Source organism: Methylobacterium sp. Leaf469 (genome assembly GCF_001424745.1).
In the GTDB taxonomy this organism is placed as follows: domain Bacteria; phylum Pseudomonadota; class Alphaproteobacteria; order Rhizobiales; family Beijerinckiaceae; genus Methylobacterium.
The window spans coordinates 1-23,824 of record NZ_LMRE01000017.1 but is presented as its reverse complement, the minus strand read 5'-3'; the positions used below and the strand labels follow the sequence as shown (position 1 = coordinate 23,824).

Here is a 23,824-nt window from a genome sequence, read left to right as displayed (position 1 = left end):
CGCCATCGCCACCCGCTACGAGAAGACTGCCGTCAGCTTCATGGGCGTCCTCTCCCTCGCAGCCGCCCTCGATTGGCTCAAGCGATGACACGCCCTAGAGGTAAGGCGTGCGTGCCGGGTCAAGTTTGAAACGGAAGCAAATGTGTTCAATCGTGAACAGTAGCCCGAAATGTTAGATATCATGAGTGATGCGATGTATCGTTTGCATAAATCCATTGATTCTCCGTTGAACGCCATCAAATCAAAACTTAGGGCAGGCGGATATGGGGCTCATGAGATATCTATGGAGCATGGCGAATTCGGAGGCGAAACCGGGTAATAGCGTTTTAGGCCTACAGAACCCCGCAAGAGGATTCCTGGCCCTCCACCCAACCGCAGAAGTGCAACCATCGGCACGATGCATCTCGCCAAGGGGCTCGAGTTCAAGGCCGTCGTCGTTTCCGCCTGCGACGACGGCGTGCTGCCGCTGCAGGAGTGCGTCGACACGGTGAGTGACGAGGCGGAACTGGAAGAGGTATACGAGACTCAGCGTCACCTCCTCTACGTAGCAGCCCGGCGAGCGCGCGACCGCCTCCTGATCGCCGGCGTGCGCCCCGGGTCTGAGCTCCTCGACGACATCGGCTGAGACCTATGGGCAAGGCAATGGCACGTGTCGAGAATGCGATTTCCGCTGGCGTTCCCGCGAGCGTTCTCTGCCAGGCCCTCTCCGCTTGGCTGCCTGCCCGAGCGGCGATCTCAAAAGCGCCAAGAGGCAATGTCTGGCGCCCGCGACCCGTTGTGACGAGCGTCTCTCCCTGGGCGGACCGTGTGACCGCCTATCATTGGGACGGTGATGGGTATCAGGACCTGGCGACCCGTTTGGCGCCCATCTTAGCCGACAGCCTGCATCTCGCTCAAAGTTTGACCGAACGTCTGTCTTGGACACCCGACGAGCAGCGTCTGGCCGTCGACCTGACGCATCGTGTGTTCACCTGGGGACGCGTTCGCAGTCGAAGCCCCATCGACGCCTCGCACGTTCAAGCAGTCTTTGCTGCGGCGCTTGAGGCCGCCGGCCTGCCTTATGGGCCAAACGCGGTTGAAGCGCCGTGGAGCAGTGGCTGGACGAAGGTCGCCGCTTTCGCGACGGCGCATCTCGATCATGATGCGCATACCGTCGGCCCTCCGCAGGTCATCTGGGACAGTCGCGTCGCCAACGCCATTCGTAAACTCGTCGATGCCGGCGAAGCGCAGCTTCCGGCACCCGTTACGGCTCAGCTCAAAGCCGAACTGAGGCAGATTCATGGGCGCGGTGGGGAACGACATGGATTGAAGCTCACCGGGGGTTGGGCCTTCGCTCACACCCGATCGCAGAAGTGGACGGCCCAGCGCGCTGGATCGCGCCTCATCGGCGAACTGCGCGACGCGTTGAACGCAGCGCCCGAGCGCTTCGGAAAGATGCCAGGGTCCACACACCCCGACGGTCGCTGGACGAGTTGGGGTGTCGGAGTCGCCCTCTTCGTTGAGGGCTACTGACGGCGGATCCTCTCTGCTGCCCCGCAGGAGGATGCTACGACCGCCTTCAGCCGGATCCGCGCCTAACGCTAACACGGGGTGCAGGGTTGAGAGCGGACGGGACAGGCCTCGTGATTGTAATTGGAACGGCCGGCTGGAGCGTGCCCAAGGCATACGCGGACGAGTTCCCCGCCTCTGGGAGCCATCTTGAGCGCTACGCGCAGCGCTTCGATGCCGTGGAGATCAACACTGCGTTCTATCGTCCCCACCGGGTCGTGACCTACGCACGATGGGCAGCCTCGGTACCCGACCGGTTTCGCTTCGCCGTCAAGCTTCCGCGCACGATCACACACGAACAGCGGCTCGCGCAAGCCGAGGGGCTACTCCGCCAGTTCCTCGCCGAGGTTGCCGGCCTCGGCCCTAAGCTTGGCCCGGTCCTGATCCAGCTGCCGCCGAGCCTTCGCTTCGACCCCGATACGAGCGCCGGGTTCCTGCGCGCTTTCCGAGACATCCACGCCGGCAGCATTGTCTGCGAGCCGAGGCACGCCAGCTGGTTCGCGCATGATGTCGATGCGCTGCTGGCTGAGCTTTGCATCGCCCGCGTCGCAGCCGATCCGGCACCCGTGCCCGGCGGCGGCGAACCTGGCGGCTGGCGCGGTCTGCATTACGAGCGCCTGCACGGTTCACCGAAGATCTACTACTCCGCCTATCCACCCAGCACCCTGGACGCACTCGCCCGCCGCCTTAGAGTCGACGACGTGCACGGGCGCGAGTGCTGGTGCATATTCGACAACACCGCTGCCTTCGCGGCAGCTGGCGACGCGCTTGCCACACGCGAGCACCTTCGCAGGCACGCACCGCTCATCGAAACGCGGACGTCATCTTAGCACCGCCGGAAAGCGAAATCGGCGCGGCACAGACACGGCGCACATCGCGCGCCGCAGCCGCGCCGCATCTGCTGACAGTCCAAGCCCATAAACGCGGACCTCTCGCTACCTGCCCACCCGACACGATTCGAACGTGTGAAATTTGCCTTTGGAGCCCCTGCAGACATCCCTTTGAGCCTAAAGGCTTCCACTGCCCCGTTGCACCTGACCGCGCCATGGGCTAGATCTTCGCCGCGGTCAGCACCCGTAGCTCAGCTGGATAGAGCGTTGCCCTCCGAAGGCAAAGGTCACACGTTCGAATCGTGTCGGGTGCGCCAATTAAATCAAGCACTTAGCATTTCAGCATCGCCTGGATGATGCTACAGGGCTACAGTACTGCTGCGTACCGGTGGCGTTTCGTTGCGGCAGCGCCTTCAGCGGAGGTCCGGCTGTTGACTGCGGCCGGACCGAACCAGCAGTCGTCTCCATCTATCACATTCTGATGCCCTGTGAGCCTTCCGGTGCGCGTACCCGTCGGAGTGTGGATCGCATCTGCTCAGGCCACATGTTTGTGGCGGTTGCGCCTTGCCGACCGTTGGTCCGATTTGCAGTGTCCGGCCCCTCGTGACTAAACCAAGCAGCCGATCGCGGAATCTTCGGAGTGAATGATGGTAGGCAAGGCCGAGTATCCCGGTAAATTGGGGACCGTGCCGCCCGGCTTCGTGCTGGCACAATCGGCGCTAGTACGGTTCCACGAGGAGCGCATCACCGCCTCCGAAATCCGGGAGCGGAGCGCTGAACGGGCGCACGTGACCATGGTTGTCACGGATGCATTGGCGGCGGGAACGCTCGTGGTGTTCGTCCGCACGCAGCGGGGCGATATTGTCCCTGTCCCCGCCGATGCATGGCGGCCGCATCTGAGCGAACCAAGCCGGCAGCATGCGAACGTCGACAGACTCCACAAGTCTGGCCTGCGGCACGAGGATCCTCTGGTGCTAGCTCATGAAAAGTTCACAGCGACGGGCATCGCTCTCGTTGACCTGAACAACTGGGCGGGCTTCTCGAAGTATGCCGATCGCTGGCCACCGTACGAGATCCCGGCTTCCGTCCGGCTGCTTCTCAAGTTCTGCGAACACAAGGAAGCAATCAGCGCGGGGTTGCCGTTACAAAAATCGGACGCCATCGAATGGTTCCGGCAGAATTGGCCATGGGAATTGCAGGACAGGTGGCCGGCGGAGGACCGTGCTGGCAAGATCTACAACAATAAGGACAATTGCCCATCGTTCGTCTCCGAATTCGCGCGCGTGGTCTTGGACGAGAAAGAGCGCGCTGGTGGGGCTATCCCCACGGAGCTACACAAGGCCGTCGGTGACAGGCGGAAGCGGATGGCGCAGAGGCACGTGAGCGACGCGGATTTCGAGGCGGGCTTGGCGATCATCGACGACTGATACGCCGGGGGCGGTCCCGGGACGGTGTTCACCCAATGTAATGCGGGTAGCTGATCTGGACATCGTTGCTGATTTACCTTGTGGCGGTCGCAACGTCACTTCCTACGAAGCAAAGCAAGTATCTTCCGGCGGCGCCCGGGTCATACTGGCGGTCGATCCCCGGCGCGATCGGCCGCCGTGCTGTTCGGCCCGACTAGAGCCGTTGCCGGTCATGTTGGGTCGAAAGCATCGAATCCGGCCGCGGCGACGTAGTTTCGGCATCCGTGCGAGCGGAAGGCTTTGAAGGCGTTTTGGATCGCGGCCCAGAGGTCTGGGACGGTACGCGCCGCCGCCGTTCGCAGGAGTGCCTTCAGTTTGGCGAAGGCTTGCACGATCGGGTTGAAGTCGGGGCTGTAGGGCGGGAGGAACAGTAGTCGGGCGCCCACCGCCTTGACGGCCGACCGCACGGCCGGTCCCTTGTGACTGCCAAGGTTATTCATAACGACGATGCCGCCGGAGTTAAGCTCCAGCCCAAAGACCTGATCGACGTAAGCCTGGAAGGCGTCGCGGTTGATCGGCTCATCAAGGACGAACGGTGCGGCGATCCCGGACAGGCGCAGGCCCGCCACCAGGATCGTGGTCTTCCGATGGCCGTGCGGCACAGGCGAGCGTAGCCGCTCGCCGCGGGGCGATCTTCCGCGCAGGCGGGCCGTGTTGGTGGAGGTCCAGGTCTCGTCGAGGAACACGAGGCGCGCAGGGTCGAGATCGAGCTGGCCCTCGAACCACGCCTCGCGCGCGGCCTTCACGTCCGGGCGTTCTTGCTCGGCGGCGTGCGCTGTCTTTCTTTGTAGGTAAGATCACGTGCGTCGAGGAAACTCCACAGGGTGTGGAGCCCGACCGTGAGGTCGTGCTCGTCCCGCAGTCGAGCGCGCATCTCCTCCAGGGTGATGTCGTCCTTCGTGTCGATCAGGCCGCGCAGGAATGCCTCGTGCGGATCGAGCTTCGAGCGGCGCGCGCGTCCTTGCGCCCGGGCGGCCACCGTCCCGGTCGTTGTGAGCGCGGCCATCCAGCGGATCGAGGTGGCGATGCCGACCCCAAAGCGCGCAGCCGCTTGGCGACGCGAGGGCGTTGCCGCAGCTCCCACCATCGCTCGCGTAGGTCTAGGCTGTAGGGGCGGCCCACGCTGCGCTCCGTCTCAAGAGTGATCAGTGAATCAGCCCGAAGCACCAGCGTGAACCCCACATCGTCGACTCAGCGCAGGCCAAAAACGCTCTAGATCCATGTCTGGCAAGCTACCAATAAGTCGCGGAAATAATTGAAACATTTTAGATGCAAGCCCCTGGTTCGCGTTACCGGTCAGCTCCCCCAAACCGTAGCATTTCACCACCACTTCCGGCCATCTGCCGTCACGAGGGGCCCACAACCGCCACCTCGGTCGGAGCGACCGATGAGTAACCAACGACCAAACATTGTGAACGCTGCGCAGGCTGTCCCAAACGGACCTGATCTCGCTCTGCACACCCAGGCCGAGGCTGCACGGCTCCTTCGGATATCCGAGCGGTCGCTCGAGCGCCACCGCGTTCAGGGAACCGGCCCCCGCTATGCGAGCCTCGGGCGGCGCATTGTCTACACCCGGGCCGACCTGCATGCGTGGGTGCAGGCCTGCAGCCGCTGCAGCACCTCTGAGCCTTAGTCTGTCGACACCATCTGAGTTGTTGATGGGACAATCTACGTTAAAATGGGAGTAAAGACATGTATAAAATCGATGATAGCATGCCCCCTGGTGCGCTTACAGACGTGCGCTTCGATGGTGACGAAATCGCTGTAGAGGCTGCTCCCCTATCCGGCGCGGGGGCGCCCCCCTCCGGATCCACAGCCGGGGAGCCTCGCATGGCGACGAAGCCCGACACACAGGTGCTGGGAGAGGCATCAACGCTGTCGCCGACGGCTCGTGCTTCGCAAGAATTCGAGCGGCGCAACGCGATCGAATTCTACGGTTGCGTCGAGAGAGAGGGGAGTCTGACGGACCGCGCGTTCATGCTGCGCCTCACGTCCTTCAGGCCCTATGACGAGCACACCCGTGGCTTGGTAAAATCGGTGGTCGACGAGGGCCCGGTGGGCGCTTTCGTACAGCACCTGCTGCACACCCCGCAGCCGATACCCAAGTCCATTATGACACCGCCGCGCCTGCCGCGCCCTAAAAAGTCTAAATCCATAAGGCCTGCGAAGAGTTTGCTCGAACTCTTATTGAGCGAAGACGATAAGGCCGCTTGACCTAGCGGGCTCGGAAGTTCTGATCACCCGCCGAGCCGCACTCCTGCCGCAGGGTGCAGTCTGGCGCGACATTCCTCAAAGCGACCTGCCGAGCACGAGTGTGCTGCAGCAGGTCGTCTACTCGAAAAACGAGGATTGCAACGATGCTGGAGTTTGACGAGACGAAACCGTTTTTGGACAGGTCAGAGGAGGAGCTTTGGCAACCTTACGCTGACAGTCACCAGCGGGCGATGCGGGACGCCGTGGTGGGTTGCTGTCCAGCGGCATACGATGAACAGTTTCAACCGTCTTCACGTCTCATCACGCGGGGGCAATTCTACCGGGCCCACGAAGCCATAGCCTTCGCAAATTATGAGGGATGCATTCTCAACGTTGAGGTGACCATAGCTTGGGCTTCAATGGGATACCGTTATGGGCAGGAGGTGGACCGTGTATCCAGGCTGTTGATGCAGTCCATCCGAAAGTTCATGCGACGAAACGAGGTGCCAAACTTTAATTATATGGTTTTCGAGCGCTCCAATGTATTCGGACTGCACTCGCACAGCGCCCTCCACGTGCCGATCCGAGTCTACCCGAAGTTCAGGCGGTGGTTGAACCGGTATATCACCCGCGTCGATCGCATCGGGTATCGACGGCGTCTGCATGTCCGGCGGCGCCGGGAGACGGACTCCACCCGGGCGATCGCCGAGCAGTGGCGCTGGTTCAAATACTGCTTCAAGGGAATAGATCCCTTTATTAGCCCGGCGGAGCGGGAGGTGAACGGCGTTACCACTGACGATACCTTTGCCGAAGTCTTCGGTTTGAGGCATCGCTACAGCGGTATTGTAACGCTGCCGCGGGTTCGCTTGGCTCAAGACATGCAGGAAAAGTCCCGGCGCCAGGCTGCGTATCCAGAGAGGTTGTACCTGATCGATCATGAAACCAAACGGTACACCGGTTGGGAGTACGAGCGAGGGAAGTCTGATCGACTGACAGAGATGCTTCCGATGGAGCTGTTGTGATGTCTGGACCGCAATGCTAAGCGACGTAACGTAGACTGGACGATATCCGGTCTACAGTCCGGATGTGGTCTTCACAGCGCCTCCCAAACCACCCCGAACGGCCCGCCGATGATGACCGGCGGGCCTTTCTATTGTCCGCCTCAGGCGGGGCAAGCAGACGGACTGGCTGTACGAACCGGTGCCGCGACGAACGGTATACCCGGCTCGGGCTGTCCCGGGTCTGGCGGTCTCTTGGCCAGGCTTGCGAAGAAGTCCGAAAGTCCACCCTGAAGGCTCGGGTAGCAACGGTGGGCGGAACGGAGTCGTGTCCCAGGCGGTAGTGTAGATGACGGGTGGTCATCGGCGATTGCCGGGTAGGGTCGGGTTGCGACGACCAACCCCGCACCCGAGAGATCCCCGATGACCGACGAGATGATGACCATGCGCGGCCTCATGGAGAAGAGCGCCGATGCGGATTTGCTTCGCGAGATGATCCGCTTTGCGGCCGAGCGCCTGAAGGAGCTGGAGGTGGGCGGCCTGACCAGGGCGGCCCACGGCGAGAAGAGCGCCGAGCGTCTGGTCCAGCGCCATGGGTATCGCGACCGGGACTGGCAGAGGCGGGCCGTCACAATGGAGTTACGTATTCTTAAGCTGCACAAGGCCTCGGACTTTCCTGGCTTCGTGGAGCCACGACGCATGGCCGAGAAGGCGCTCACGGCAGTGATCCAGGAGGCCTACATCCAGGGGATCTCGACCCGCTCGGTCGACGATCTCGTCCAGGCCATGGGTGGTACAGGTGTCTCGAAGAGCCAGGTCTCGCGCCTGTGCCAGGAGATCGACGAGCGTGTTGGCGCGTTCCTCGGCCGCCCCATCAAGGGCGAGTGGCCGTATCTCTGAATCGATGCGACCTACATGAAGTTTCGCCAGGACGGGCGCATCCAGGGTACCCATCGCATAAGTGTGATGGGTACCCTGTCTCGGTGGTGGTGATCGTGGCGGTCAGCGTGAACACTGACGGTCGCCGCGAAGTCCTCGGCATGGACGTCGACCCGTCGGAGGCTGAGACGTTCTGGACGGACTTCCTACGCAAGCTGCCCGGCGTGGCCTGCGCGGCGTCAGGCTCGTGATCTCGGACGCCCACGAGGTAATCAGGGGCTCGGTCGCCAAGGTGATGAACGCAACTTGGCAGCGTTGCCGGGTCTACTTCATGAGGAACGTGCTCGCCCATGCCGGCCGCTCGGGCCGCCGCGTCGTGTCCGCCTCCATCGCCACCGCGTTCGCTCAGGATGACGCGGAGGCGGCCCGTCAGCAATGGCGGCGGGTCGCCGATCAACTCCGCCCCAAGTCGCCCAAGCTCGCGACCCTAATGGAAACGGCCGAGCCCGACGTGCTGGCCTACATGGGCTTCCCGGCCCCTCACGGACTCAAGCTCCACAGCACGAACCCCCACTAACGAATGAATGGCGAGTTCAAGCACCGGACTGAGGTCGTGGGCATCTTCCCCAACGAGGCTACCATCACACGTCTCGTCGGCGCGATCCTGCTCGAATCAAACGATGAATGGGCCGTCCAGCGCTCCCGCTACATCAGCTTAGAAAGCATCGCCCCGATCGGCGATGATCCCCTTGCCAGCCTGACGACCATGGCAGTTTGATCCTCCCGGCCCAAGCCGGTGATCGTGGTGGCCCTCACCGAGCGACACCAGGCCAAGGGACACGACCCGGAACACGCTGCGCGGGTCCCCGCGACCGCACGCCGTGATGGTATGGTGGATGCCCCCCCCCTCCCCCACCCCTTGCTCCGGCAAGCTCAAGGTCTACCGGTCCAGCGCGAACTGAGCGGTCGTGTTTTGGGATGGCCATTGGGTTATCGCATCAGGAAGGCTGTTCATGTCGCGTAAGCTGTTCGAGCACCCTGGCACGGAGGGGGGCGGCTTTCCGCGAAAACTGCCATTTGACGATCGGCTGGCGTGGAATGGACGTTTCCAAGGCCAGAATGGAAAGTCAGGTCATAATTACAAGTGATTACAATGACTTATCAGCCGGACCTGGGGCTGGCGAATTTTCTCTCAGTTTTAAGGATTAATACTGTTCTTTTCAGTCCGGCCGGGCGGCGGTCGTCCATGCGCTGGAATCCGCTTTTGCCACCTTGAGGGAGCGGAATGCCGATATTAACGCCGTCGGCCGGCAGGTCTTGTATGATTACGTTCGCAGGGACGTAGGCGCCGCCAGCGAAAAAACGCGGTTGCAGTTATTAATCTCCTCGTCGGCAGCACTGCCGGTTCGCGTGTTCATGCCTAAACTGTGCGTTCCTGGATGTCATGACGTCGGCTTCTCGGTGGGCTGAGCTACAGATCGTTGGAAGCGATGTAGGCCGGATGTCGGCAGAAGGATTGGGTCGACGGCTCAATGTTTTCAAACACTTGGCCGTGCCCAATTTCGCGAGAATCCTGAGATGTAGTTATCGGGGTGGTCGGGCGTCTGGTGGCGTGGTTGGCCATCGCGGTCACAGCGCCGGCCCGGTGACTGATGACGTTGAGGGGCCGGTGGTCAGGCGGTGGTACGGCCGGCTGCCGTGGCTTCCCGCGCGTAGTGGGACAGGGGTTTGCCTGGCTCGAAGTAGGGGTCGCGCTCGATTGGAAGCCGAAGGCGATCGCGGACGGTTGCCAGTTCTGTCAGCAGCACATAGCCGAGTTCCGGCGCGCCATGGCCCAGTTCACAGAGGCCGAACGCTCGGTCAGGCTCGTCTGGGTCAAGTTCGCTCACAAGCTAAGTGCCGGGACCGTCGGGCATGAACAGCTTCAGCACCGGAGGCGGGTCTAAGTCAGGGTCGGGTTGGGATGCACAGCCGTTGGCCAGGAGCTGGGCACGGTCGAGATCGGTGAGCGGCAATATGGTCATGGCAATAGCCTCGGTTGCGTCGACAGCGCGTGGCCTCGGCCCGGCGGGTGTGATGTGCCTGAGCCGAGACCGTACTGCTGAAATGAAGGAGGTTGGGTCGGCTTAGGCGGCGCGTGCGGACCGCTGTGTCGCTCGGTGAAAGCAGCGGCGGTGAATAGGTTGCTGGCCGCGGCCGAGACGTCGTCGAGGTGGAGTTCGCCGTCCACAAGCCACCAGTCGAGGTAGCGGCGGTGAAGCGCATGGGCGTGGTCAGGGAGTCCGGCGCTGGCCAAGGCCGTGATCGTGCGTTCCAACGTCAGGGGAATGAAGGGGATGCGGCCTGTGGGAGCCGATTGGAGGTGGCGGGCGTAGGTCGTGGCCGCGGTGTGGGCCAAATGGTTGTGCTGGGGGGCGATGAACGCGAGCACGGCGTAGTCGGCGAGGCCTTGGTCGAGAATCGTTGCTGCGAGGCAGTGCTGGCGGAAGAGTTGCTGGCAGGGGTTGGTTGTCAGGCTGGGAGCGGTGGCGTCGATGAAGAGGTCAGCGGCCGGGGCAATGGCCGCGTATCGTTCGTTGAGGCGCGGGGCCGGTTCGTAGGCGCTCTCGCTGTATTTGACCTCGATCCCAATGAAGATCCGCTCGCCCGCTTTGGAGCGCCCGCGAATGGCTAGGTCGAAGGCGGTGCCGTCGGCGGTGAAGCGGTGGTCGCCACGGCCAGGGCTATGTTCGAAGAGAAGGTCTGTCATTTCGGCCATGGTCCCCGGCAGCAGGTCCGCGGTGAAGCGGGTGGCGAGGTCGAGGTCGCGGGCGAGCAAGCCGAACAGGTTGAAGGTCAGCGGTTGAGACAGGATTAGGTTCGTCTTGAGCCGGTCCACGTCATAGACCGCTCCCGGTTCGCCGTAGTGGAGAGCATGGGCCACGATTGTGATGATGCGTGGATGAAGGAAGTTGGCGCCATCGCCGCCTGCTATAGTACTGATGCGTGAGCCAAGGCGGCGGCGCTTCCCCTTTAGATCCGCATGAAGGCCGATGGGCAGGTCGCGGTCCTCTCGCCACAGCGCCTGAAGGAAGCGGGCGGCGGCCTTGATGCGGGGTCGGCGGGGACGAAGACGTGGTGGCCCCGGCGCTGCGCCTCGGGGATGATCGGCAGGATTGTCAGCGGTCCGAGGCCGATAGGATCGAACACGGTGAGGTCCGTCTACGAAGGGGCGGGGTCGCTGGCGGGGGGCTGCGGGATGGGGGCGTTGTCGGCCATAATGAAGTCCTGACATGCGGCCGCGGTGGTGCGGTCAGGTCAGGATTCCCGTTGCCGGACGGATCATGAACGAGAATGGGTAGTGGCAGCGGTTGTGATGGCGTGAGGGACGAAGGGTTGGTGGTGACCCAGTGCCGGATCGGTGTCGGTGTCGTGGGAGGGGGACGTGCCGGTGTGGTGGCTGTGTGGGCAGTATGCAGGTTGCAGGTGGCGTAGGAGGTGGTCATACGTAGTACCGGCGGTCGTACGTGGGGACGTAGGTGGTTAGGTGCATACCGGCGCCTACCGGACGGCTACGTGCCGGACTCGCTATTTCATCCGGTATTGCAATACGCTGATTCTTTTATAGCGGGTTCGAACATTCGAAAACATTCGGTTGCGCCCGGTCCCTCTGCAGCATTGCGCCGGTGTGTCGTCCGTCTCGCTGGTGCGACGGGTGTTGCGACGCCGGTTACGCGCTCTGCTTCAGCATTGTGCGGGCAACGACGCGGTTCATCGTGTGTTCCGCGAGATCACGTAGTGCAAGGGCCATCTCGTCGAGCCAGAACGGCTCCAGCCGATACCGGATGCACAGGGTCAGTTCGGTCTGGCGCTGCTCTAATCTTGAACGAATCGGGGTCCAGTCGAACGAGAGAGTCAGCCCGGCCCCTCATCCTCCTGATCAGAGCTACTTATCCCAATCGCGCCAGCGGCAGCCCGAGGTCAGCACGTGCAGGATGCCGGAAATGACCTGCCGATCGTCGTTCCGTTCCGGCCCGGGCTGGTTCTTGGGCATGAACGGTTTCATCCCCGCCCACTGCTCGTCTGAGAGCCAGAACAGATCCGCCATCGCCGCCTCCGTGCTGCAAACGGCGGCTCTGAATCACAAACCAGAACTTTCGCAACGTCTTGATCCGGTTCACACCCTAATCTGTCCGCTCGATCGCGCGGGTCGTCGGGGTCTTTATCCACTCACCCGCGTTCATCGCAGCTGGGTCGTCCCGCCCGCCGACACGCTTAGGCATCGGCGGTGCCGAGAGCGTCACGCGCCTCAGAAAGGCACGCGCGATAGCGGACCTTGAGCGCCTCGGGCGCAAGGACTTCAACGTGGGCTCCCCAGGTGAAGAGGTGCCACGCCATCTCTGTCAAACCGGATGCCGTGAACGCGACGCTGACCCGCCCAGCTGCATCCTCGCTGACCCGCTGATCGCGATGAAACCGGAAGCCGCGCGCGTCGGCGGCGACTGCCGCCGAAAAGCGCCAGACCACGTCGAAGCGCTCGCCGTCCCAGAACGCACCGAACGAGCGGGCGGCGAAGGCCTGGAGGTTGAACCTCTCGTCGCGCACAAACCCGGTCTCCATTGGGGTAAGACGCTCGATATTGCCGATCGCGTACAACCGATGCTCGCACACCTCCGGGTGCGGATTGAAGCCGACGAGGTAGGCGCGTGACCCGGTGAGGAAACCGTAGGGGTGCAGTAGCGGGAAGGAGCGCTCGGCCGTGTCGCGGCGGCGGTAGACGAGCCGAACCACACGGTTGGCGAGAAACGCGTCCCGCAGCCCCGCGACGATGGCCGGTTCTAGGCTCTCCTCCGGACCTGGTCTCACGACGGCGCCCGTCCCCCGCAGCAAGTCAGTGAGATCTCCCTCAACCGGACGCCAAGCCGCGCGCGTCTGCGCCGCCTCAAGCTTCAACGCGAGGCTAGTCAGTCGCTCGGCCTCAAGGCGCAGACCCTGCTGCCGGGCGCGCTCCGCTGCGAGGCGCAGTTCCAAGAGTTCGTCGCGACTTGGTGGCTGCAGCGTCGCCAACCGCCCCGCGGGTACCCGCCAGCGCTTGGTGCCGTCCTCAAGAACCTCCTCTCGCATCGCGTCCGGCATGAGCCGGTGCAGGGCGTCGCGCAGGCGCTCGGCTGTGCGCCGGCCAACGCCCAGCAGGGTGGCCATCTCGTCGAGCGTCAATCCAACCCGTGCATCGGCCAGTGCCAGGCCGAGTGTCAGCAGCCGCTCAGCTGGGGCGTACCGCCTGCTCATCTCGTCCCCCCTCGCGTGCCGGTCCGATGGCCCAGATCGAAGGATAACAGGTTCGCCAACGGCTGGTGGTCCCGCGCGTGCGTTTCGAGCGCGAGCGCCATAGGTTGGACGGGTTTGCCGATCGCGGGCTGGTGACGGGTCGCACCTTCGATCAAGCTTGTACAGCTCTCCGCACGGGGGCACGGGAGCAACCGAGATGCGCGTGAGACTCTTCGGCGAGTGGATGCTCCTCCTGATCTCCGCACTCACTCTCGTCGGGAGTGGCCTGCCCCTTGTGCCGCGCGCACTGACAGCCGCGCGGTTGCTAGCCGTGGCCGACAATCCCCCGGCGATCGCTACTATCCAGCTGCCGCGAGTGCTCACCCTCGAACGGGTCGAGACCGAAATCGATGCGGCGATTGCCGCCGAGGACGACGACCTTGCTCAGAGCTTTCTTGATCTTGCTGACGCGCATGGGGTCGCGGTCGACCCAGACCGCCGTGCGAGAGTCGCCGCGATGCAGAGTGAGGGGACCTATCGCGCGGCCCGGGCCTTTGCAGCGGGGGCAGCCACCGGCGAGGCCGAGACCGCCGCCGGGCTCGCGGGCGTACTTGCGGCCGACCTCTCGGGGCTCGGCGACATCCGAGACATCGCGCGCGAGGGACCGATCTGCGCGCGGGGCGAGACGTGCGACACCCTGGTGTTGGGGCTCGCCACCGTGGGGCTGGCGACGAACGCCGCGACGATCGCGAGCGCAGGCGCCGCCACACCGCTGCGCGCCGGCGTGACCATTCTAAAGACCGCACGCAAACTTGGGCGCCTCCCCGCGCCGCTCGCGGCTGCGCTGATACGCATGGTACGCGCTGCCGTCGACCCGGAGGCGGTGCGTGTCCTTATCCGGGCGGGGGGACGCCTTGATGCTGCGGGCTTGACCGCGGCAGCTAGGTCCGCGGTCCGGCCCGATGCGCTGCGGGGTCTGCGCAACCTCGGTGGCAATGTCTACGGCCTCTACGCTGCGGCGGGTCCCCGGGGCGTGCTTCAGGTCCTCGGGATCGCCCGCACCCCCGGCGAGATCGCACGGGCGGAGCGCTTGGCGTTGCGCTTCGGCACACGGACTCGCGCAACGCTCAAGCTTCTCGACCGCACCGCCCTCATCCTGGGGCAAGAATTCGCGGCGCTCGTGCGGACGGTTCTCTTCGCGCTCGCCTGGGTGTTCGGGCTGGCTCTGTTCTGCCGGCAACTGGGCACAGCTCTGGGACGGCGGTTGTGGCAGCGCCCCGCCTCAATCCGTCTCAAGCCCATGTCCGATTCTGTCGTAACCATCGCCGAAAGTCGGCACGGACGGGATGCATTGGATTGCCCAGAGGCCGGCCGGGCCGAACCAGTGGGCATTGGGGACCAAAGTTGCCCGTCGCGTTGAGCTCACCCGGATCAAGACGTATGCCCGATATCGACCTCTTCTTGCACATGATATCAGCTGGCCCGATCATCGGACGTTACGGACCTATCCGGGCGTGCGAGGCGTCGGGTCGATCCAACCCTTACGATGCGGGGGTCCGGATCGTGGCGATCGGCGGGCCCTTGCCAGATTGGGCCGCACCGACGACCGCGCCTGTCGGAGAGGACAAGACTGAACTGATGGTGGTGCACGGGCCGCTATCGCGTGGTGCCGCGAGGGTAGACAGGCGTCGCTCCGATGCACCCGCACCGAAGCTGCGGTTCATCGTGTGTGATGAGACGCTCGTGGACTGCCCCCTCGACGTGCAAGAACCTACGACGGCGGTCGTGCGCGTATTCACGAGCCCGCACGACCGCGATACCGTGGCCCAGGCCCTCGCCGCCTGCGCCCATGGCGACGGGCTGCTTATCGGGACGGACGCCAGGGATCTGCAGCACGTGGCGGGCGTCGAGCCAGGCTGGCCGGGACGCGGGTGCGCGATCGTCATTCCCGGTCACGCGGACGCCGAGCTGGGCGCAAGCGCAGGATCGGCGGTGGCCAAGCTGACCGCCGCGGGCTTTGATGGCGGGCGCCTGATGGTCCAGCTCGTCGCCACGCCGGACGCTGCCGCCATCGATCTCGCCGCGCTCGACGCCTACGCCGCCGCCGTCATCCGGTGGGATGCCGATCGTGACTGCATCCTCTCATGCGCCATAACCGACCGCACCGCGATAGTGATCGTCGCCTTCGACCAGCCCGCCCTGGTCCAATCCGACCCGACCGCGGGACCGCTGCCGGATCGTTCCCTGTGAGCCGCGCTACGGTCGATAAGTTTGGCCGATGGGCGTGGGACGGGCCTCTTGAGCAGGGCTTTTCCGCCTTCGTCGAGGAACTCTACCTCACGTACCTGCGCCGCCACTGCGCCTGGGGGGGGCCAGCGCGCATCTCGCACGAGGTGTGGGCCTGGAGGCCCGATCCGTGCCCCGCTCGGATCGGTGCAGCCGCTGCTCAAGTCTTTAAGGAGCAGGTCGAGGCTGCTGCGTGCGCGATCCCGTTCGAGCGCAAGCGGGGCGGGATGACCTACGCGGCCGAGGTCCGGCGCCTATACGATGCGCTTGCGGCGGTGCTGGCCAGCGAGGCCCATGCGCCCGCGGATTTCGGGCCGTGCTCCACGTTCGCGCTAGCGCGGATCGAGGGGATCTGGGAGATCGGCTCGGTGAAATCGAACATTGATGCTCCGGATCTTGCAACTGCGATGGAGCCTCCCGCGGTCCAATCCATGCCCGCCCGGCAAATTAACCGGCGCGAGGCCCTAGGCTTTGCCACCTTGGTGCCCGGCGCGCTTCTCGGACGATCCCGTCTTGCCACTGCAGCATCGGGCGAGCCTACCATTGCAGTCGCTGTGCCGGATCCGGTGGCTCGAGTGGCCGGCATGCTGCGGGATCTTGAGGGTCTCCCGTGGCGAGACCGATACCCGCTGCGGCGCGTGCCGGGACGGGATGCGTGGGAGTATTACCTGCCCGACACCGATGCCGACGCCCGCTTGCGCGAACTCGGCATCGGACCGTTCACAACCGCCGGTGCTCTCGTCCGCCGGCTGGCCGGGACGTTGACGGTCGCAGACGATCGGTTCGTACGCGAGGCGTGTGCCCGGGAGGACATCGCCCAAGCGGACCGTGCCGATCACATCCGCTACCACGCCGCGACGGCCGATCAGCTGATTGCACGATTGCAACGGTACGCCGCGACGGGGACGCACTGGGCAGGTTTCCATGCGGGTACGGGCTGGACCTGGAACGCGCTGGTGTCCTGCGCATGCTTCGATCTGCTCAACTTTGCGAAATCGCTGGAGCAGCGCGAGGCGTGCGTCCGCGAGGCCGGCGATCCGCTCACGTTCCCTGCTGAGCTGCAGCTCGCGCTCGACCCTTTTCTGTTCCGCCGGTGCGGGTTTGGCTCGGCCCTGATCCGCCCGACGTTGTGTGCATGGCTCGCGCCGCACGCGGGCAAGCAGATCCCGGCATCCACAGGGCTAACCTACGTCTCCCTAGTCGACGAAGGGCCCGGTTCTCCGTCATGAGCCATTTCGATCAGCTCAGACATCCCGCAAGAAGGCGTCACCCCAAGGCCGGCGCAAAAGATTAAGCCCGACTTCCGGAGCTTCGTCCGGTTTTGTCGTGCACTGAGTTGGTTATGTGCGTTGCCCACCGGCGCGACCGCGTTTCGGTATCCCCCCAAAGCAGCAAGGTTGTTATGTCCGATCGCCTGTTCGATGGAACCTCCGTACAAGGGCTGAACCTCCTTTCATTTCTTGACTGGGCGCGCAGCTCAAACGCCGTCCTGCGCACTGGCCTCGGCGGGGGCGGTCCGGCGGATGGAGACACGGACGAGTCCCTCCGACACTTTGGGCTCCTCGCTCTGCCACCGGTCCAGCGCAGCGCGGTCTGGCGCCCCAAACAGGTGGTCGACCTCTGGGACTCGCTGTTGCGCGGCCTGCCGATCGGCAGCTTTTTCTTGATGGCCCGCGGCTTGGACGATGTCGCGCACGGCCGGGACTTCGGCAGCGACGGCCGGATCGCACCGATCACGCGGGCGGGTTTCGACCTGTTCGACGGACAGCAGCGGACGCGGGCCATGCTGCTCGGCGTCTGCGGCCCCGACCTCGACCGCCGCTGCCTCTGGATGGACCTAGCGCCGGGGGCCAAGCACAGGCTCCATCTGACCTCCGCGAGCCAGCCGTTCGGGTACGAACCGTCGACCGGGCAGAAGCTCTCGCGTTCGGATCGAGCGAAGGCGAGGGCCAACTTCGACGGCGGTGTCGCTCTCACGGTCGCGCCCGGCGGGGCTGGTGAGCCCCGAGCAGCCTACGATCATGAAGTCTTCGACCTCATCCTCGCCGAACCGGACGGCCAGCGGGATCTGCCCCGGCCATACAAGGCATCCGGCTGCACCTATCGTCTCGACGAGTTGCTCGCCGCTTGGCGCGCTGCTCACGTCTCGACCGGCACGGGTGCGGACGGGCTTGCGCGGCTCATCGCGGCGCGGGCACCGGGCGAGGACACCCGGCCGGCGCTGGCAGAGCTCGCTACCGCATTCGAGCGCGTAGCGGACGGCGAAGTCGCGCTGATGCACATCGATCCGAGCCGCTTCGCCGGCGGCGGAGAGGCCGCCCACGAGAGCCTGCTGATGCTCTTCGATCGGATCGGTGCCGGCGGGACGCCGCTGACGAACGACGAGCGGCTGTTCTCCATCCTCAAGCACCACGACCCGCGCGTGCACAATGCGGTGCTCGAGATTCACGCGGCTGTCGGACGGGTCATGGCCCCGACGAAAATTGTCGTCACGGCCCTGCGCATCGCGAACGCGCTGAGTTCCGCCGGCGCGACCGGCATCCCGGACGTCGCCGGGTTCGCGCGCACGATGAGCGAGCGGGCCCCGGAGACGGCGCCGTTTCGGGACGCGCTGTCGCAGCTGATCCCGACGAAAGGCGAGGCGGCGCGGTCGGCCGACTCGGCGCTCCTAACCCAGGCGTTCCGCGCAGCGTTCACGCTGCTTGAATACGAGCCCGTCTCCGACTCGTTCGCCACCGGATCGAACCAGAACGGTTTGCCACGCGCCGCCCTCGTCGAATTGCCGACGGAGCTGTGGCAGGTCGTCCTGTTCTGGGCAGTGCGTGGGCTGCGCGCCGGGCGGACCGTCGCGGACCTCGGCGCAGCACGCGGGGACCTCCTCCGCTTCGCGCTCTTCTGGCGCCTGTGCGTCTACAACGACGGGCGGGCGGCAGCTTGGTCGCTCAAGGTGCTGCAGGAGCACCAGCAAACCTGCGAATTTCCCGGTCGGCATCTCTACCGGCTGTGCGTCGGCGACGTCGACGGGGAGCGCTGCGCGAACCGTCTGCTCGCCGCCGACGTGATGACACGCTTCCTCGTCGCGGACCCGCCAGTGCCGGTCTGGCGTTCTGCGCAGGAGCGTTTCGCACGCGACGAGGCGCCCGTCGGCTACGAGGCACTCGCATCTGCCTGGTGGTGGTCCGCCCGAAAGATGCTGCCGTGGCTGCAGCGTGACTACGTGGCGTCCGCATTCCCGCACTACGATCCGCTCTCGGACCGGGACGACGATCTCCCTTACGATCTCGACCACCTGTGCCCCCAGGCCGATTGGGGCGCGAACTGGAACGGGCTGAGCGGCCGAATCGAGGCCTCTGCCGGCATTGCGAGGGCAATGTGGGCATGGCGCAGCCTTCTCGGAAACGGGATCGGCAACATGCGGATCGTCGACGCCTCGGTAAACCGGGGCGATGGCGACGCCCCGCTGCCTGCTAAGGTACCGGGCCTCGCCGATACCCCCCTCACGGCGAAGACCACGGGAGCCATGGCGGCGATGGCGCTTGATCCGACCGAGCGCGCGCTGTGGCTTGCCGCGTCGACACCCGATGACCGCTGGGACGAAGCGCGTCTCGCCGCGTTCCAGAGCGCCGTCGAACGGCGGTCCGCTGCGCTGTATCACCGGTACTTCGAAGAGCTCGAATTCACCGTCTGGCTGCTAGGGGACGAAGTAGAGCAGAACGTCTAACGCGAACATGAAGCCTGACGCATGAGTGTGGGATATCAGCGAAATGCTGGCGCAGCCCACGGCAACCGTTTGAGGTCACATCAGTGAAGCATGCTGTGCAGTGGGGGGGAAAAGGGGGGGGCACCCCTTCGCATACGCTTCATCGTCCGTTCGGTAGCGCGTTGGAGTTCTCGTAGAGTGACCAGCCATCCCTCACGAGAGCTTCGACGCTGTCGTAGGCGCTGACCTCACCGGCCCGCTCGCTCACAAGGCGCATCCGGCCGTTCAGGTTGTCCTCAGCCGACAATGTACCGATTAGACCGGACGCATGTCTGAACGCGAGCGAGCCGTCGCCGTCAATGTCGAAGGCCACGATCGCGGCGGCGTTTTCTCCACAGACGTGCTTCCTCGCCCGGTTTAGTCGGCTGCGGCTGCGACTTTGCTCGCTCGCCGGTCCCGCTCATGGCCTGCGCCCCAGCGCCACCTGCTCGCGCCCCTGTTCGAGATCAAGACATCCAAACCCGCGGCCCCAGGGCTCTTGCCAAGGGGGCTTCGTCGGGGGGGGAGCGTGGTCCAGTAGCTTCTTCGCGACGAGCGTGCCGACCGCTTCAAAGCCCGAGGGTTCCATCGCACCGCAGAGCTGCTCCTCGAACTCGTCGGCATCGAGATAAACCGTTATCTCATAGGCGGCCTCCAGCGCAGCCTTGATAGCCCCGGACAAGACCGCGCCGTCGGTCCCGTCCGGGGCGTCCCAGTACGGTCTGCAGATGCGATCGACCTCGACCTGGATCGTCTTCCGCTTGTCCCGGAGTACAAACTCACGGGCTCTGGCAACACCCATCCTGATGCTCTCCTCAGTTGAAGAAACCGATCGGGCGGCGCGCCGTTCCGGGCTTGACCGCTACCTCCGCGGCAAGGAGCCGGAGAAGAGCTCCTGGCTCGCGATCTCCCAGCACCGCCGCCTTGCGCGCCACCACCGCGAAATCCCCCGCCGTCAGGAGATCGAGGCGGTCGAGCCCGCCCGGCGGCTCGGCCCCGAGGAAGCGCTGGTATGCGGCGCGCGCCTGATTCCGGTCCATCGGCTGGAACGCCACCTTGAACAGGAAGCGCCGCATGGTCGCGGGGTCAAGGCTCTCGACAAGGTTCGTCGTGCAGGCGAACGGGTGCTGGGCAGCCTCCATGTGCGCGAGCATCTCGTTAACTTGGCTAACCTCCCAGCTGGTCCGGGCTCCACTGCGGTCGCGCAGCAGCGAGTCGGCCTCGTCGATGATGAGCATCGCGCCACGCTCGGCAGCCTCACAAAAGGCCGCCGCGATCGCCTGCTCGGTGCCTCCAACCCACATCGACAGGAGATCGGAGGCCTTGCGCTCGATTACGTCGACCCCGAGGCAGCGGGCCAGGTGGCGGGCGTAGGCGCTCTTGCCCGTGCCGGGTAGGCCGTGGAAGCAAAAGGACAGTGCTTGGCCTTGGCAGGCTGCCACACGCTCGGCCAAGTACGCGAGGTCGAGGTTGGCCGAGGACAGGGTGGGATCGAACTGCGCGGCGGTGCCCGGCGGCCGAGCCACGCGCCCGGCCAGGGTCTGCTGGACCGAGCGCGCCGCGAGGCTCGCCGCTTGCACCCCGCCGCCGGTAAGCTGCGCCACGCGCAGGCCGCCGTCGAGGATGGCCGGGGCGGCCTCGATGGCGGCGAGGTCGTCGAGGTCGCTAGGAAGGAGCGCCAAGCCGCGCCGCTCGGCGAGGCGCCCGAGCATGACCCGGCGCCGCGCGCGGCCGGGCTCCGGCAGCTGGATCGCTAGGGCCATTCGCCGCATCACCGCCGGCCCGAGACGCTCGGGGTGGTTGGTAATCCACAGCGTCGGCGCCTCGGTGGTCTCGACGAGACGGTTCATAAACACTTTGGACCCCCGGCGCTTGCCCGCGTCGTCCTCGTCGACGCCCGTGAAGATGTCGTCGGCTTCATCCACCACGAGCACCATGCGGCCGGCGTGGGAAGCGAGCGCGCGAGCGACCGCTAAGGCCGCGATGCGATCCTGGCGGTTAGGTTCGGCGTCGAGCTCGTCAGCCTCCCCCACGAAGCAGGCCCGTGCGCCCAAGCGCTCGGCGAGCGCGCGGGCGAACTCGGTCTTGCCGGTGCCCGGCGCGCCGTGCACGAGCACATTCACGCCCCTGCGACGGCGGGAAAGGGCGGCGCCGACGAGTGAATGGGCAAGCTCGCGCAACTCGCCGAGGTGCGCGAAGTCTTCCCAAGCAAGACCAGCCGGCGTAGAGCGCCCCAGCAGCGCGTTGCGCAGCGCTTCGTCGCCGCTCGCGCTGAGCCGCGCGATGTGCATCACCGTGCGTGACGGCGCGAAATCGCCCCCGTTGCGGTCCTCGATGAGGCCGAGCAGGCGCAGAGGGCGCGACGGCTTTAGTCGCTGGCGTACGCTCTCGACGGGATCTGCCAGCAGCGCCGAGAGGCCGGCAACGTTGATTTCGTCCCGAGCCGCATGCGATCCGCTTGCGGCACAAGCCAAGCTGTGAACAGCGCGAAACAGCGCCGCGCGGACTGCGAGCTTGAGGATTGCGCCGTCGGGGGCCGGCAGGCAAAGTGTGCGACACAGCCACGCCAAGCGTCGCTCGAGCCCGGACGGGGTCATGCTGCGGCGGGCGCCAAGGGTCGCGACCGCGGGTCTCAGCGCAGTCCATGTGCGCGACTCGATTTCGCCTAGGCCAAGCTCGACGTCAACGCGGTCGAACGGCGGCAGTGTGGGACACTCGAGCCGTCCGGCATTGTCGACGAACCAAGCGACGATGGCACGGCTCGGGGTCGCCCTAGCCCGCCACGAGCGCTCCGGCTGCAGCAGGGCGGTGTGGGCGTACAGGCGCAGTTGAAGCAGATCGTGGCGGGTCATCGGGGCCTCTCGAACCGTGTGAGAGAGCAACACTATGCCTACGTCAAAATCGGGTGCATGAACCGCGCCGAACGTCCGCTCTTTCGCTTCGCAAGCGTCAGAGCGGCCCCCCTCTTTCGGCCAAGTCAGTCGTACAGGTATGGCTTACTCAACGTCTGCTTTCTGGAATCGTGGCGGGAAAAGCGAATGATCGAGTAGGGTCGCTATCCGCCAGTCTGCTCAACGACCGGGTGAGGTGAATTTGCGACGGTCCGCTTTCGGGTGGGAGTTGGCGGAAGAAGAGACTGCCGTTGGGGCGGCTCCCGACCCAAGGTGGACCTTGCCAGGGTCCGATTTTTTGGCCTGTGAAGGGTCGCAGTTCCCTTTGGCTGCGTGCCGGCGAAGCCGCGCGATTGGTGTAGAGGTCAGCTAGCTATGTTCCAGGTCAACCGCGCCGAGAACCGCATCCGGCGGCTGGAGGAGCGACGCTTCAGCGATCTCGGACTGCGCGAGCGCGACCACCTACAAGAATGGCTAGCCGGCCTGCCCGACGCCCTCGGCGAGGAACTCCTCATCATCCAGAAGGAGTTCGACGGTTTCGCAGACACGCGTGAGCGGCTTGACCTCCTCGCGCTAGACAAAGATGGCCAGCTCGTTGTCATTGAGAATAAGCTCGATGACTCGGGACGAGACGTGACTTGGCAGGCGCTCAAGTATGCTGCCTACTGCTCAAGCCTGACCAAGGCGCAGATCGTCGACATTTACCAGAGCTATCTCGACCGCTATGAAAAGGGCGCTAAAGCCGTCGAGCGGATCTGTGAGTTCCTCGGGGCGGAGGATCTACAGGAGGTCCAGCTCAACGCCGGCAATGGCCAACGGCTTATGCTCGTTGCGGCGAACTTCCGGAAGGAAGTCACGGCAGCGGTGCTCTGGCTGCTGAGCCACAACATTCGGGCGCAATGCTTTCGTGTGGTGCCCTACAGCCACGGGGACGAGCTCTTCCTTGATCTCCAGCAGATTGTCCCAACGCCCGAGGCCGCCGATTTCATGATCGGCATGGCGACGAAGGAGACAGAGGAGAAAACCATCCAAGCCGTGCAGAAGCCGCGTCACCTTTTGCGCCTCGCCTTTTGGGAACAAGCGCTCGAACAGCTCCGCTCTGCCGGTCTCAGCCGCTTCAACTCGATCAGCCCGTCGCAGGAACACTGGTTGAACGCGGCCACAGGGATGTCTGGGGTGAGTTTCACCCTTATCTTCTCAAAGGATGAAGCACGAGTGGAAGTGGGCATCACACGCAGCGACGCGGCCGAGAACAAATGGGTTTTCGACCAACTTCTGGAGCAAAAAGAGGTGCTGGGGGAGAAGTTCGGGGCACCGCTCGACTGGCTCCGGCTCCATGACAAGAAGGCTTGCCGGATCGTATGCGCACAAAATTTCGACGGCTATGACCGCGAGAACTGGCCAGTTATGATCGGCTGGATGACTGAACATATGCAATACTTGCAGGATACCTTCTCGGCACCGATTGCGGCCCTCAACATTAGACTCAGGAACGGTCAAGGTCCCGCGGCTGGGCTTCGTCTGGCAGACTGAGAACCTGATGATGACCGCGATGGCGACTGAGAGGGCGCTCGCAACTTCCAGCTTCGCAGTCAGCGCCACTCACTTGATTTAGACCCACGCCTGATTGCCATCGTGTAAGCTGCTGCTGACCTGACCGGTATTTTGGACCGAGCCAATTGGAAGGCTACTGCATGGTGGCGGCCATGGGTAGCCGGAAGGCCAGATCCGGGAGGGTGACAGGCGC

17 protein-coding genes, 1 tRNA gene and 5 pseudogenes are annotated in these 23,824 nt (G+C 64.6%); 15 read left to right on the top strand and 8 right to left on the bottom strand.

What is annotated here, in order from left to right:
* From ASG60_RS22670 to ASG60_RS10735, 6 genes and pseudogenes are all read left to right on the top strand, one after another.
* Positions 1–88 (top strand): annotated as a pseudogene (locus ASG60_RS22670) (IS5/IS1182 family transposase); the annotation flags it as partial.
* A 309-nt stretch (positions 89–397) separates the two neighbouring features.
* Positions 398–625, top strand: a complete 228-nt coding sequence (locus ASG60_RS10755; RefSeq protein ID WP_056385531.1) for a 3'-5' exonuclease — start codon at positions 398–400, stop codon at positions 623–625.
* 182 nt (positions 626–807) lie between these two features.
* Positions 808–1,512, top strand: a complete 705-nt coding sequence (locus tag ASG60_RS22665; protein ID WP_156398864.1) for a hypothetical protein — start codon at positions 808–810, stop codon at positions 1,510–1,512.
* 140 nt (positions 1,513–1,652) lie between these two features.
* Positions 1,653–2,378: a DUF72 domain-containing protein gene (locus tag ASG60_RS10745; RefSeq protein ID WP_244476638.1), complete on the top strand. Its 726-nt coding sequence runs from the start codon at positions 1,653–1,655 to the stop codon at positions 2,376–2,378.
* Positions 2,379–2,618: 240 nt separating this feature from the next.
* Positions 2,619–2,695: transfer RNA gene (locus tag ASG60_RS10740), tRNA-Arg, on the top strand.
* A 330-nt stretch (positions 2,696–3,025) separates the two neighbouring features.
* Positions 3,026–3,805, top strand: coding sequence for a hypothetical protein (locus ASG60_RS10735; protein WP_210168491.1), 780 nt, complete (start codon positions 3,026–3,028; stop codon positions 3,803–3,805).
* Between the two features lie 209 nt (positions 3,806–4,014).
* On the opposite strand, the pseudogene ASG60_RS21990 reads toward ASG60_RS10735, so the two are convergent.
* Positions 4,015–4,966 (bottom strand): annotated as a pseudogene (locus ASG60_RS21990) (IS630 family transposase).
* Positions 4,967–5,231: 265 nt separating this feature from the next.
* On the opposite strand from ASG60_RS21990, the gene ASG60_RS21985 reads away from it, so the two are divergent.
* From ASG60_RS21985 to ASG60_RS21980, 4 genes and pseudogenes are all read left to right on the top strand, one after another.
* Complete coding sequence (locus ASG60_RS21985) at positions 5,232–5,477, top strand: helix-turn-helix domain-containing protein (RefSeq protein ID WP_082531716.1); 246 nt, start codon at positions 5,232–5,234, stop codon at positions 5,475–5,477.
* A 197-nt stretch (positions 5,478–5,674) separates the two neighbouring features.
* Positions 5,675–6,058 (top strand): hypothetical protein, encoded by a 384-nt coding sequence (locus ASG60_RS10720; RefSeq protein ID WP_056385522.1) that lies wholly within the window; start codon positions 5,675–5,677, stop codon positions 6,056–6,058.
* Between the two features lie 143 nt (positions 6,059–6,201).
* Positions 6,202–7,059 (top strand): hypothetical protein, encoded by an 858-nt coding sequence (locus ASG60_RS10715; RefSeq protein WP_056385519.1) that lies wholly within the window; start codon positions 6,202–6,204, stop codon positions 7,057–7,059.
* 399 nt (positions 7,060–7,458) lie between these two features.
* Positions 7,459–8,692: pseudogene (locus ASG60_RS21980) on the top strand (IS256 family transposase).
* An 895-nt stretch (positions 8,693–9,587) separates the two neighbouring features.
* Here the strand turns inward: ASG60_RS21980 and ASG60_RS21975 are convergent.
* From ASG60_RS21975 to ASG60_RS10680, 4 genes and pseudogenes are all read right to left on the bottom strand, one after another.
* Positions 9,588–9,938: pseudogene (locus tag ASG60_RS21975) on the bottom strand (DUF2958 domain-containing protein).
* Positions 9,935–11,188, bottom strand: a complete 1,254-nt coding sequence (locus ASG60_RS10690) for a hypothetical protein (RefSeq protein ID WP_347379657.1) — start codon at positions 11,186–11,188, stop codon at positions 9,935–9,937. Before ASG60_RS10690 ends, ASG60_RS21975 begins: the two are co-directional and overlap by 4 nt.
* Positions 11,189–11,851: 663 nt before the next feature.
* Positions 11,852–12,001, bottom strand: a pseudogene (locus tag ASG60_RS10685) (transposase); the annotation flags it as partial.
* A gap of 167 nt (positions 12,002–12,168) precedes the next feature.
* Positions 12,169–13,182, bottom strand: coding sequence for a WYL domain-containing protein (locus ASG60_RS10680; RefSeq protein ID WP_056385512.1), 1,014 nt, complete (start codon positions 13,180–13,182; stop codon positions 12,169–12,171).
* A 196-nt stretch (positions 13,183–13,378) separates the two neighbouring features.
* Here ASG60_RS10680 and ASG60_RS10675 point away from each other — a divergent pair, with 196 nt between their 5' ends.
* From ASG60_RS10675 to ASG60_RS10660, 4 genes are all read left to right on the top strand, one after another.
* Positions 13,379–14,581: a hypothetical protein gene (locus ASG60_RS10675; RefSeq protein WP_056385510.1), complete on the top strand. Its 1,203-nt coding sequence runs from the start codon at positions 13,379–13,381 to the stop codon at positions 14,579–14,581.
* Positions 14,582–14,601: 20 nt separating this feature from the next.
* Positions 14,602–15,411, top strand: coding sequence for a hypothetical protein (locus ASG60_RS10670; protein ID WP_056385508.1), 810 nt, complete (start codon positions 14,602–14,604; stop codon positions 15,409–15,411).
* Entirely contained in the window at positions 15,408–16,676 is a 1,269-nt protein-coding gene (locus ASG60_RS10665; protein WP_056385507.1) for a hypothetical protein, read from the top strand. The genes ASG60_RS10670 and ASG60_RS10665 overlap by 4 nt, the downstream gene beginning before the upstream one ends.
* Before the next feature lie 173 nt (positions 16,677–16,849).
* Positions 16,850–19,168 carry a DUF262 domain-containing protein gene (locus tag ASG60_RS10660; protein ID WP_162244786.1) on the top strand — a complete coding sequence of 773 codons (2,319 nt, stop codon included), beginning with the start codon at positions 16,850–16,852 and terminating at the stop codon, positions 19,166–19,168.
* Between the two features lie 139 nt (positions 19,169–19,307).
* Here the strand turns inward: ASG60_RS10660 and ASG60_RS10655 are convergent, their stop codons facing one another.
* The 3 genes from ASG60_RS10655 to ASG60_RS10645 all read right to left on the bottom strand — a co-directional run bounded on the left by ASG60_RS10655 (position 19,308) and on the right by ASG60_RS10645 (position 22,038).
* Complete coding sequence (locus tag ASG60_RS10655) at positions 19,308–19,520, bottom strand: hypothetical protein (protein ID WP_056385504.1); 213 nt, start codon at positions 19,518–19,520, stop codon at positions 19,308–19,310.
* A gap of 87 nt (positions 19,521–19,607) precedes the next feature.
* Positions 19,608–19,988 (bottom strand): hypothetical protein, encoded by a 381-nt coding sequence (locus ASG60_RS10650; RefSeq protein WP_056385501.1) that lies wholly within the window; start codon positions 19,986–19,988, stop codon positions 19,608–19,610.
* A 13-nt stretch (positions 19,989–20,001) separates the two neighbouring features.
* The gene (locus ASG60_RS10645; protein ID WP_056385500.1) at positions 20,002–22,038 is read right to left on the bottom strand and encodes an ATP-binding protein; all 2,037 of its coding nucleotides are present in this window, start codon (positions 22,036–22,038) and stop codon (positions 20,002–20,004) included.
* Positions 22,039–22,452: 414 nt separating this feature from the next.
* Here ASG60_RS10645 and ASG60_RS10640 point away from each other — a divergent pair, with 414 nt between their 5' ends.
* A complete protein-coding gene (locus tag ASG60_RS10640; RefSeq protein WP_056385498.1) occupies positions 22,453–23,610 on the top strand; it encodes a DUF4268 domain-containing protein in 1,158 nt (385 codons plus the stop codon).
* The last annotated feature ends 214 nt before the right edge of the window (positions 23,611–23,824 follow it).